Genomic DNA, 11,555 nt, shown 5'->3' with positions numbered 1-11,555 from the left:
CTCCCGCGTATTGACTGCTAACACGACGCCCGGTTCGGCCGGCTGCGACGAGGCGGCAGGATCACCGGGGGCGAGAGAAACACCTGGCTGGGGTGAGATTCCCCGTCCGGCGGCATACAGAGGCTGCCGGGCAGGAATCGTCCGTCGCGGGCACCACGGCCCAGGTTCATTCTTAACGACTGTCCCGAAAGGACTACTGCCGTTATGGCCAAGATCATTGCATTTGATGAAGAGGCACGCCGCGGTCTTGAGCGGGGCCTGAACATCCTCGCCGACGCCGTCAAGGTCACCCTCGGCCCGCGTGGACGCAACGTCGTCCTCGAAAAGAAGTGGGGCGCCCCCACGATCACCAACGATGGAGTTTCCATCGCCAAGGAGATCGAACTGGACGACCCGTACGAGAAGATCGGCGCCGAGCTGGTCAAGGAAGTTGCCAAGAAGACGGACGACGTCGCCGGCGACGGTACCACCACCGCCACCGTGCTGGCCCAGGCCCTCGTCAAGGAAGGCCTGCGCAACGTCGCGGCCGGCGCTGACCCGCTGTCCCTCAAGCGCGGCATCGAGAAGGCTGTCGAGGCGGTCACCCGCGAACTCCTGGCCTCCGCCAAGGAAATCGAAACCAAGGAAGAGATCGCCGCCACCGCGTCCATCTCCGCTGGCGACAACGAAATTGGCGCCCTGATTGCCGAGGCCCTGGACAAGGTCGGCAAGGAAGGCGTCATCACCGTCGAGGAGTCGAACACCTTCGGCCTCGAGCTGGAGCTCACCGAGGGCATGCGCTTCGACAAGGGCTACATCTCCGCCTACTTCGTCACCGACGCCGAGCGCCAGGAAACGGTCCTCGAGGACCCGTACATCCTGATCGTCAACTCCAAGATCTCCAACGTCAAGGAACTGGTTGCTGTCCTCGAAAAGGTCATGCAGTCCAACAAGCCGCTGCTGATCATTGCCGAAGACATCGAGGGCGAGGCCCTGGCCACCCTGATCGTCAACAAGATCCGCGGCACCTTCAAGTCCGTTGCCGTCAAGGCTCCGGGCTTCGGTGACCGCCGCAAGGCCCAGCTGGCCGACATCGCCATCCTCACCGGTGGCCAGGTCATCTCCGAGGAAGTCGGCCTCAAGCTTGAGACCGCCGGCCTCGAACTCCTCGGCAAGGCCCGCAAGGTTGTTGTCACCAAGGACGAGACCACCATCGTCGAAGGTGCCGGCGACGCCGACCAGATCGCCGGCCGTGTGTCCCAGATCCGCGCCGAGATCGAGAACTCCGACTCCGACTACGACCGCGAGAAGCTGCAGGAGCGCCTGGCCAAGCTGGCCGGCGGCGTTGCAGTCATCAAGGCCGGTGCCGCAACCGAGGTTGAGCTCAAGGAACGCAAGCACCGCATTGAGGACGCCGTCCGCAACGCAAAGGCTGCTGTCGAAGAGGGCATCGTTGCCGGCGGTGGCGTGGCCCTGATCCAGGCCGGCGCCAAGGCGTTTGCGAACCTGCAGCTCTCCGGCGACGAGGCAACGGGCGCGAACATCGTCCGCGTTGCCATCGACGCCCCGCTGAAGCAGATCGCCTTCAACGCCGGCCTCGAGCCCGGCGTCGTGGTGGACAAGGTCCGCGGCCTGCCCGCAGGCCACGGCCTGAACGCCGCGACCGGCGAGTACGTCGACCTGCTGGCTGCCGGCATCAACGACCCGGTCAAGGTCACCCGCTCTGCCCTGCAGAACGCGGCGTCCATCGCCGGCCTGTTCCTCACCACCGAGGCCGTTGTGGCCGACAAGCCCGAGAAGGCCGGTGCCGCGATGGGCGGCGGCGACGACATGGGCGGCATGGGCGGTATGGGCGGTTTCTAACCACCTGCGCCAGTCACCACCGGCTGTACGACGACGGCGGTCCCACCTTCGGGTGGGGCCGCCGTCGGCGTTAAGGCACCCTCCCGCACTTGTGGCGGCTTCCCACTGGACGCTCCCGCAGGTGTGGCGGGTTTCCGGCGGACGCTCCCGCAGGCGTGGCGGTTTCCTGCTGGACGCTCCCCCGGTTGTGGCGGTTTTGCGGCGGACGCTCCCGCGGTTGTGGCGGGTTTCCGGCTGACGCTCCCGCGGTTGTGGCGGGTTTCCGGCTGACGCTCCCTCGCCCCAAAAGGCTGTGGTGAGGGAGCGTTGGATGGTGTGGCGCCGGTGGTGAGGGAGCGTGGGCGGGCCGGGGTCTGGCAGGATAGTGAAGTGACGATTACTGCAGCGGCCGACGGTTCGGCCCTAGGAAATCCCGGTCCGGCGGGCTGGGCCTGGTACGTAAACGATGACTGCTGGCGCGCCGGCGGCTGGCCGCATGGCACCAACAACCAGGGCGAACTGATGGCTGTCCTGGACCTCTTCCGGGCCACGGCGCATCTGGCCGGCGAGGAGCTGCACATCCTGTGCGACAGCCAGTACGTCATCAATTCGGTGACTAAGTGGATGCCGGGCTGGAAGCGCAAGGGCTGGCGGAAGTCCGACGGCAAACCCGTGCTCAACGTCGAGCTGCTCAAGGAAATCGACCAGGCGCTTGCCGGACGCAAGTACACCTTCGAGTGGGTCCGCGGCCATGCGGGCCACGACCTCAACGAGGCCGCGGACGACCGCGCGCGGGCGGCGGCCACGGCCTACCAGCAGGGAATCGCACCCCGCCGGGGCCCCGGCTTCGTCCGGGCCGGTGACGATGCCGCCCAAACCGCTCAGCAGAACCCCGCCGCGCCGGGTGCCGGGGAGCCTGTCCCCGCGGGCCAGGCCAAGGCGGCTGCAGGGACGCGCCCGGCCCCGACGGCAGCCCGGGGCAGCGCGCGGGAGTTCTTCGGTGAACCCACCCTGTTCGGTGAATCCGGCCTGTTCGCGGAGCCGGATCTCTTTAGCGAGCTGGAAGCGGAATCCCGCGCGGCCGCGGCCAGCCCGGAACAGGCCCCGGAGGCGATCGTCGAGGCGCTGGAGCGCGAGCTGCTGCTCCCCGAAACACGCTCCGATGTGGGGCGCACCGGTGTGCTGCTGCACCCGGACTTCATTGAGATCGGCAGCTCGGGCCGGCTCTGGACTCGCGACGAGATGATGATGGCCCTCGAAGACGATCCCGGCGTCCCGGCTGAGCTGGAACTCCTCTCCGCCGACCGTATCGGCGAGGGCACCGTGCTCCTGAGCTACCGCAGCCACACCCGGACGGGAACGGCGCTGCGCAGCTCCCTGTGGGTCCTCGACGGCGCCCAGTGGCGGCTCCGTTTCCACCAGGGCACTCCCGAGGCCTAGCAGCAGCCGGGGTCCTGGACGGCGGATTCGCCGGAAGCCCGTCCGCTCACTTCGGCGTTCCTTCGAACGTTGGGTTCCGACGCGTCCGGGATCCCACGGCGCACGTTCGGCTAACCGAACCGCTGGGCGTTGCTGAGCTCGACCTGCGCGTAGTTGGCCGCCGCTGAGTTGAGCGCGGCGTTGATTGAGGCGAGGGAAGCCTCCACCTTGGCCTGGGTCAGCGCCCACTCGGTGATCAGCGCCTGGAAATTGGTAGCCGCCGCGCCGCGCCAGCTCGCCTGCAGTTCGTCCAGCCCATGCTTCATGGACTGCACATCGGCACTGATCCTTTCGACCGTGGCCTGGACGTTGGCGGATTTGAGCTGGAGCAGTTCGGTGTCGACAGAAATAATGCTCACGGGTTTGCCTTTCGAGCGTGCCGGTAGGCAGCCGGGCATCCCGACGTGATCGCGGGGGAGCAGGATCCCCGGCTGCCTGGGGGTGGAAGCATCCGGATCTTCCGGACTCTTTGAGCCTAGGCAACCCCGGGACCGTGCCCCAGCGGGAAAGACTGCTATGTGGACAAGCGCTAGCCGCGGGCCGTGCGGCCGGCATCCGGCCCCGCCGGGGCAGCGTCCGCGGGGGCAGCCTCCGCTTGGGAGCCGCCCGTGCCCTCCGCCTGCGAGTCTTCCGCGGCCCCGGCCGCGCCCGCCGCTTCATCCAGGTACGGGAGGCTAACCACGAGGGTGGCACCGCCGCCCTCGGTCGGCTGGACACGGACCGTGCCCGAGTGTGATCCCACAATGGCCGCCACGATGGCCAGCCCCAGGCCGCTGCCGCCGGTCTCCCGCGTCCGCGAGGTGTCCGCGCGGTAGAAGCGCTCGAAGATCCTCGCGGCCTCGTCGTCGGGCACGCCGGGCCCGTGATCGCGGACCTCAATCACCGAACGGCGGCCGCCGTCGGCCTCGGTCCGCACCCCTACCGCCAGTTCGATCGGGGTGCCTTCCGGCGTGTAGCGCAGGGCATTGCCCACGAGGTTGCCGATAACCTGGCGCAGTTTCGCTTCGTCGCCCAGCACCGGGGCCGGGGCGCCCGGGCCGCCGTCGAGCCCCCGGAGCGAGATCACCCGGCTGCGGTCGCTGGCCTGGGTGTCAACCACGGCGTCGTGGGCCAGCAGCAGCAGGTCGGCGGGCTTCTGCTGCAGCGGGCGCTGTTCATCGATCCGGGCCAGCAGCAGCAGGTCCTCCACCATGGCGCCCATTCGCTTGGCTTCGCTCTCGATCCGGCCCATCGCGGTGGCCACATCCTCGGGCGTGGCCAGGGCGCCATGCCGGTAGAGCTCGGAGAAGCCGCGGATGGTGACCAGCGGGGTGCGCAGTTCGTGGGAGGCGTCCGCGGCGAAGCGGCGCATCCTCGCCTCGGAGGCCATCCGCGAGGCGAAGGCCGACTCGATGTGCGCCAGCATGGCGTTGAGGGACCGGCTCAGCCGGCCGACCTCCGTGTCAGGATTTTCGACCTCCACGCGCCGGGAAAGATCGCCCGCCGCGATCGCCGCGGCGGTCTTTTCCACCCGCGCCAGCGGCCGGAAGGACCGGGTGACGGTCCAGGTGGCGATGAAAAAGGCCAGGACCAGGGTCAGCAGCCCGACGCCCACCACCACCAGCGCGGCGTGTTCCATCACCGAATCCACCGGGTACAGCGGCAGGCCGATCACCACGACGGCCGCACGCTGGTTCCCATCCAGCACGTTGACCGCCACGACCCGCCAGTTGCGCCCGTCGGTGCCGCGGACCTGGAACGGCGCCTCGCCGCGGCTGCGCGCCTCCTCGGGGCTGATGCTGCCGATGGAGGGGCGCGAGCCCTTGCTGCCGCCAAAGACGTAGGCGGGCTGGCCCGGGCTGAAGAGCATCAGCGAGTAGTCGGTGGGGACGTTCGGGTTCTGGTCCTGCAGTTGGCTGAAGGACTGCTGCTGGCGGGCGGTCTCGACGGCGGCCTTGAGCTTGTCATCGACCTGGCCCTGCAGGTAGCTGTGCAGCAGCGCCAGCGTGCCGGCCCCGGTGGCCGTGAGTGCCACCAGCATCAGGGCCATCATGATCGCGACCAGCTGCGACCGCAGCGACGCTGCCTTCCAACGGTGCAGCAAGGTCAGCGCTTCTCGGCCGTCCGCAGCACGTAGCCGACGCCCCGTTTGGTCTGGATCAGGGCCGGCGCCTCGGGATCGATGTCCACCTTGCGCCGGAGGTAGGAGATGTAGGACTCCACAATCGAGGCATCCCCGTTGAAGTCGTACTCCCAGACGTGGTCCAGGATCTGGGCCTTGGAGAGCACCCGGTTCGGGTTGAGCATCAGGTAGCGCAGCAGCTTGAACTCGGTGGGGGACAGCTCGATCACGGTGCCGCCGCGGCGGACCTCGTGGGCGTCGTCGTCGAGCTCCAGGTCATCGACCCGGATGACGGCGTCGTCGTCCTGGAGAGGCTGCGTGCGGCGCAGCACCGCGCGGATCCGTGCAACCACCTCGTCAAGGCTGAACGGTTTGGTGACGTAGTCGTCGCCGCCGACGGTGAGGCCGGTGACCTTGTCCTCGGTGTCGTCCTTGGCGGTCAGGAACAACACCGGGAAATGCTTGCCGGAGGCGCGCAGCCGGCGGGTGACGGTGAACCCGTCCATGTCCGGCAGCATCACGTCCAGGACGGCGAGGTCCGGGGCGTGAAGCTCAGCGGCGGCGAGGGCGTCGCGCCCGGTGCCGGCGGAGACGACCTCGAAGCCGGCGAAGCGCAGCGAGGTGGAGAGCAGCTCGCGGATGTTGGGTTCGTCATCGACGACGAGCAGCTTGGCTTCGGGACCGTTCTTTTTCATGGTTCCCATGATGCTCCCAGACTCTGAGAGTTTTCTGAGAGGCAGATGTGTGTTGAGTGACCATTCAGGGGGTTGCGGGGAGGCAATTCCGGCCGAAGCATTCCCGCGCGGCGGCTCCCGGATTAGAGTTGGCTCACGGTCCGGTTCGAGCCGGGTGCGTCACCTCTACCAGCGGAGATAACGATGTCTGAAGCGGCAATCCCAACGTCCGGCACGGCGGACTCAGCGGCGAACCGGTCGATCCGGGACTGGGCAGACCTTGCGGAAGAAATGTGGTCCTACCTGACGGGCAAGGGCGCGGCGATCAACTACGAATTCGTCGACATGACCGTGGAGGTGCCCCGCGACATTGGCCCCGACGCCCCGCGGGCCACCTGGAAGCTCAACGGGAGCCTCCGGGTGACGACCAGTGACCGCGACGCTGCGGGGTCCGACGAGAACAGACGCTGACATGGCTCCCCGGTTCAGGGTCGACGCCGACCTGGAGTTCTCCCTGATGGAACCATCCGGCGGGAAAACTTCCGGGACGATGCAGGCGGCCGGCACTGAAGTGAAGGTGACGCTGAACAGCATGGACCCGGCACTGGGTCAACGGATGCCGTCCCTGCAGCAACTGCGCCCGCTGGCGAAAACTCTCGCCGAACAAGGCCTCACGGTGCTGGTCGAGGGGCCGCAGGGTCTCATCGCCTCCCTCGGCGCGGTCCGCGCCGGCCGGGCGCAGCGGCTGATGACCCGGTCCCCGCACATCCGGCTCGGCAACCTCCGCACCGTAGCCCCGTGGGCCCGGCGCGGAAGATCGAAGGAGGGCGGGATGACCCTGCTTCCCCCGGAAACCCCGTTGCCGTTGCTCCCCACCGTCAAGCGGCGGATCGTGCGCCGCGTCACCACTACCCACCACACCCGTGGCAGCGGCCGGCCGCGTCTGATCTTCGTCCAGGACTCGGCCACCTGGGACGGCCAAGTGCCGCGCGAGTTCAACCTGACCGGTGAACGGATGAGCATCGGCAGCGGCCCCTCCGCCGACCTGCAGCTGGCCGGGCTGGAGCCGATCCACGCGGAGATCGTCCATAACGAACGGGACGAATATGTCGTGGTCCGGCACGGGGAGGTCACCGGGAGCTTCGGGCCGGCGGACAGTTCGGTCCTGCGCACCGGGGCACGGATCCAGATGGGGAAGTGGTGCCTGGCGTATTTCCGTGAAGAATTTGCCGACCACGGCCGGCCCTTTGGCGGCCGCAGCGGCGGCGAATTCGCCTACCAGAAGCCGCAGCTGGATCCGCGAACCGGCCTGTTGGAGCGCGACGGCTCCTCCGGCGTCAGCTAGTACCGCCGGCGCCCACGTCTTTGGCGTCCATAATGCGGTACGCGTAGCCCTGCTCGGCGAGGAAACGCTGGCGCTTGGCCGCGAAGTCCTGGTCCAGGGTGTCCCGCGCCACGAGCGAATAAAACCGAGCCGCCCGGCCGTCCTGCTTGGGCCGCAGCAGCCGGCCCAGCCGCTGCGCCTCCTCCTGGCGGGAGCCGAAGGACCCGGAGACCTGGATCGCCACCGAGGCCTCCGGCAGGTCGATGGAGAAGTTCGCGACCTTGGACACCACGAGGGTCTGCACCTCGCCGGCGCGGAAGGCGTCGAAGAGCCGCTGGCGTTCCTTGACCGAGGTGTCGCCTTTGATCACCGGGGCGTTGAGGCGCTCGCCGATCTCGTCCAGCTGGTCGATGTACTGCCCGATCACGAGGAGCTGTTCGCCGGCGTGCTCGGCCACCAGCCGCTCCACGATCCCGGTCTTGGTCTCGGACGTGGCGCAGAGCCGGTACTTGTCCGCGTCCTCGGCCATGGCGTAGGCCACCCGTTCGTCACGGGGCAGATCCACGCGGACCTCCACGCAGTCCGCCGGCGCGATGTAGCCCTGCGCCTCGATGTCCTTCCAGGGGGCGTCGTAGCGTTTGGGTCCGATCAGGCTGAAGACCTCGCCCTCGCGGCCGTCCTCGCGGACCAGGGTGGCGGTCAGGCCGAGGCGGCGGCGGGCCTGCAGGTCAGCGGTCATCCGGAAGATCGGTGCGGGCAGCAGGTGGACCTCGTCGTAGATGATCAGGCCCCAGTCGTTGCCGTCCACCAGCTCGAGGTGCGGGTACAGGCCGCCGCGCTTGGTGGTGAGCACCTGGTAGGTGGCGATCGTGACGGGACGGACTTCCTTCACGGAGCCGGAGTATTCGCCGATCTCCTCCTCGGTGAGGGAGGTCCGTTTGAGCAGCTCGTCCTTCCACTGCCGCGCGGACACCGTGTTGGTCACCAGGATCAGGGTGGTGGTGGAGCTCGTGGCCATCGCGGCAGCGCCCACCAGGGTCTTGCCGGCGCCGCAGGGCAGCACGACGACGCCGCTGCCGCCGGCCCAGAAGTTCTCCGTCGCCAGCAGCTGGTAGGGGCGGAGCTTCCAGCCGGATTCGTTGAGCATGATGGGGTGCGGCGTGCCGTCGACGTAGCCGGCGAAGTCCTCCGCGGGCCAGCCGATCTTGAGCAGTAGCTGCTTGAGCTGGCCGCGCTGGGAGGAATGCACCACCACCGTCTCGGCGTCGATCCGCGGCCCCAGCAGCGGAGCGATCTTCTTGGCCCGGCTGACCTCCTCGAGCACCGGGTAGTCGGAGGTGCGCATGACGAGGCCGTGCTGCGGGTCCTTCTCCAGCCGCAGCCGGCCGTACCGGGACATGGTTTCCTCGATGTCGATCAACAGCGAATGCGGCACCGGGAAGCGGGAGTACTTGAGCAGGGTGTCGAGCACCTGTTCGGCGTCGAGCCCGGCCGCCCGGGCGTTCCAGAGCCCCAGCGGCGTCAGGCGGTAGCTGTGGACATGTTCCGGAGCGCGCTCCAGCTCGGCGAAGGCGGCGATCGCGTGGCGCGCCTCGGTAGCCTGTTCGTGGTCCACTTCCAGCAGGATGGTCTTGTCACTCTGGACGATCAGCGGTCCGTCATTCACTGGAGCAGTTCCTCTGTGGCTTCAACATCAATAATCCGGTGGATGGACAGGACGCGTTCCGTTTCCTTGGCCGGATCAAAGACCCGCACCCGCCCGCCGTTTACTGCTACCGGAACAACGGTTTCGCGGCTGGAATTCCCCAGGCTGTCCACTACGTTCATCACCACCGGCTGCTTGAGCCGGATCGCCTTCTGCAGGGTCTCCAGGCCCAGCTGCGTCGCGGCCTCTCCCCCGGGCGCAGCGGAGCCCCTGCCCTCCGGCCCGCTGTGCGGGGTGCGGCCCTCGCGCAGCACCGCGAGCTGGGCATCGACGTCGGCGTCCGCGGGGGCGGTGCGCGGGGCCGTGTAGACCGGGCGGGCGCTGGCCGTGGGCGCGGTGCTGCGGCGCAGCCGGACGACGGCGGAACCGGTGTCCTCCAGTGCGGGGGACAGGCCCAGGCCGCGCAGCACCTGGGCGGCTTCCCGGGGCGCAGCCGGGGAGACCAGTACGGTCGGGGCAATCCGGACCAAGGCCAGGCCGGCGGCAGCGGAGGAATTGAGCAGTTCCAGGAGGGCAGTCTCATCCTCGCTCTGGATGAAGCTCGCGGCCGGGCCCACCCGGAGCCGGGCGTGGCGCGCGGCGGTGTCCTCGATCAGGTACTGCAGCGGCTGCGGCACCGCGGTGGCGGAGTGCTCGCGCAGGAAGTCCAGCAGCGAAGCGGCGTCCTGCCCGGCATCGAGGGCACGCCGGATCGAGGCCACGGAGAAACGGTAGATGGTGGCCGGGCCCTGACCCTCCGCGTCGGCCATGGCCAGGAGTTTCTCGCTCAGTTCCGGATCCAGGTAGCCGGGGGCAACGGCGGTCAGGTCCGCCTGCAGCAGCACGTGGTTCAGCGCTGCCGGCAGGTGCTCGCCCAGGATGGCCAGGGCCGCGTCGGGCTGCTCGACGGCGATTGCCGCCCCGATCTGGCTCAGGGCTCCGGACCCGATCAGTCCCAGCATCTCGGCCTCGGCGAGGACGCCGCGGATCAGCGAACTGAAGCGGCGCGCCATCCGCGGCTGCGACCAGTCGGCGCGTTCCAGCACGGCGGCAGCGTCGAGCACCGGGGCCTCGCCGTCGGCCGCGACGGCCTCCAGGGTGAGCTCGTTCAGGATTTCCAGGACCCGTTTCCGGACCACCGGGGCATCCGGGCGTTGCGCTTCCGCGGAGAGGGCGTTGATGGTGGTCCCGGCCGTGCCGCGGTGCGGCTGGGCGGTGGCGACGCCGCTCACCGGCTGCCCGACCAGGGAGGGGACGCGTTCGCTGGCAAGCCAGGCGTTGACCAGCCAGAGCCACTGCTCCTGCCGGGGAAGCGACGGCCATTCCAGCTGCGGCGCCGGGATCCAGGCGGAGCTGTCCACGTCCAGGCGGAGCAGCCCGGAGAGAGCGGACAGTTCCGCCAGCACGCCGGCTTCGTTCAGCCCGATCCGCAGTGCGTCGGCAAGGCGCTTCATTTCCCTCACGCCCACGCCGCCGCTGCGCAGGGTGGCGAGCGGCTGTTCCTGCACGCTGTGGAGGAGTTCGCCGACCAGCCTCAGCGTCTCGGCGATGGCGCCGAGCGCGGCGTTGCGGCGCAGCGCCGCACTGGTCTGCCCCAGCCGAGGCACGGGCGGGCTGAGGGCGAAGTGCTCGATCACAAAGCCGCCGCGCAGCGCCATGCCGACGCTGTGCGGCAATTCCACGTGGGCTGCGTCCAGCGGCACCAGCAGCCCGCGGGCCAACAGCCAGTCGACCGGCCCGACGTCGGAGCCCTCGTTCAGGACGGAAGCGCGCCTCTGCGCCTGAGGAACAGCGCCCATGGCCCAGTTGCCGAACCGGGCGAGCAAAGCCGCCGTGCGGTCCGGGGCGCCGGCGAGCAGGGCTTGCAGGGCCTCGGGCGAGGCGGTCCAGTGCTGCAGCGACAGCGCGGCCTCCATCGGGGTGGCGGCCGGAGCAATGTCCGCGCCGGTCCGGTGCAGTTCGTCCACCAGCTGCACCACACGCTGGGCGAACGCCGGCTGCAGCCGGACAAGTTCGGTGTAGCTCCGGCCCAGCCCGGCGGGGTAAATGCCGATCACATCCTTGAGGCTGCCGACCGGAAGGTAGTAGCGTTGCCGGCCCGCCGTCGGGGCTGTCCCGTGCGGCGGCTCGGCCCGGTGCACGAGGGCGAGTTCCTGGAGGGAGTGCAGCAGCGGCTCCAAGGCGGTCACGGTGGAGCCGTTGATCAGCCGTTTGAGTGTCGCGGCAGACGCGCTGTGCCCGGTGTCCGTATTGGTGCACAGGTGGAGTGTCTCCAGCACCTGCATCTGGGGCCGGTTCAACCGTTCCAGCGCCCGCTGCACACTGACCCTGCCGCTGGCCCGGGCGGCGAGGGCGGCAAAGTCGGGCACCGCGGGGGACATCAGGTCCGGCCGCGCGGAGAACAGGGCCCGCAACGAGTCGTCGCTGCGGGCCTGCAGTTCCTTGCTGAGCGCGCGGATCAGGGACATCAGT

General features: G+C 69.0%; 9 protein-coding genes. 4 read left to right on the top strand and 5 right to left on the bottom strand.

The window, feature by feature from the left end:
* Positions 1–204 precede the first annotated feature (204 nt).
* Positions 205–1,842 carry a chaperonin GroEL gene (groL, locus tag E7Y32_RS02275; RefSeq protein WP_146335667.1) on the top strand — a complete coding sequence of 546 codons (1,638 nt, stop codon included), beginning with the start codon at positions 205–207 and terminating at the stop codon, positions 1,840–1,842.
* 369 nt (positions 1,843–2,211) lie between these two features.
* Positions 2,212–3,261, top strand: coding sequence for a ribonuclease HI family protein (locus E7Y32_RS02270; protein ID WP_146335665.1), 1,050 nt, complete (start codon positions 2,212–2,214; stop codon positions 3,259–3,261).
* Positions 3,262–3,371: 110 nt separating this feature from the next.
* Here E7Y32_RS02270 and E7Y32_RS02265 read toward each other — a convergent pair whose 3' ends face one another.
* From E7Y32_RS02265 to E7Y32_RS02255, 3 genes are all read right to left on the bottom strand, one after another.
* A complete protein-coding gene (locus E7Y32_RS02265) occupies positions 3,372–3,659 on the bottom strand; it encodes a WXG100 family type VII secretion target (protein ID WP_146335663.1) in 288 nt (95 codons plus the stop codon).
* A 170-nt stretch (positions 3,660–3,829) separates the two neighbouring features.
* On the bottom strand, positions 3,830–5,383 hold the full coding sequence (locus E7Y32_RS02260; protein ID WP_186467028.1) for a HAMP domain-containing sensor histidine kinase: 1,554 nt from the start codon (positions 5,381–5,383) through the stop codon (positions 3,830–3,832).
* A gap of 2 nt (positions 5,384–5,385) precedes the next feature.
* Positions 5,386–6,096 (bottom strand): response regulator transcription factor, encoded by a 711-nt coding sequence (locus tag E7Y32_RS02255; protein ID WP_138770167.1) that lies wholly within the window; start codon positions 6,094–6,096, stop codon positions 5,386–5,388.
* A 183-nt stretch (positions 6,097–6,279) separates the two neighbouring features.
* Here E7Y32_RS02255 and E7Y32_RS02250 point away from each other — a divergent pair, with 183 nt between their 5' ends.
* Both E7Y32_RS02250 and E7Y32_RS02245 read left to right on the top strand, forming a co-directional pair.
* Complete coding sequence (locus E7Y32_RS02250; RefSeq protein ID WP_146335661.1) at positions 6,280–6,546, top strand: hypothetical protein; 267 nt, start codon at positions 6,280–6,282, stop codon at positions 6,544–6,546.
* A gap of 1 nt (position 6,547) precedes the next feature.
* On the top strand, positions 6,548–7,420 hold the full coding sequence (locus E7Y32_RS02245; RefSeq protein WP_146335660.1) for an FHA domain-containing protein: 873 nt from the start codon (positions 6,548–6,550) through the stop codon (positions 7,418–7,420).
* Here the strand turns inward: E7Y32_RS02245 and E7Y32_RS02240 are convergent.
* Together E7Y32_RS02240 and E7Y32_RS02235 are read right to left on the bottom strand one after the other, a co-directional pair.
* Positions 7,413–9,065, bottom strand: a complete 1,653-nt coding sequence (locus E7Y32_RS02240) for a DNA repair helicase XPB (protein WP_146335658.1) — start codon at positions 9,063–9,065, stop codon at positions 7,413–7,415. The two genes, E7Y32_RS02245 and E7Y32_RS02240, sit on opposite strands and share 8 nt — an antisense overlap.
* Positions 9,062–11,551 carry a helicase-associated domain-containing protein gene (locus E7Y32_RS02235; protein WP_146335656.1) on the bottom strand — a complete coding sequence of 830 codons (2,490 nt, stop codon included), beginning with the start codon at positions 11,549–11,551 and terminating at the stop codon, positions 9,062–9,064. The genes E7Y32_RS02240 and E7Y32_RS02235 overlap by 4 nt, the downstream gene beginning before the upstream one ends.
* Positions 11,552–11,555 lie beyond the last annotated feature (4 nt).

The sequence above is a fragment of the Arthrobacter sp. UKPF54-2 genome, assembly GCF_007858535.1.
GTDB lineage: Bacteria > Actinomycetota > Actinomycetes > Actinomycetales > Micrococcaceae > Arthrobacter.
This window is presented reverse-complemented; position numbering and strand designations above follow the sequence as displayed.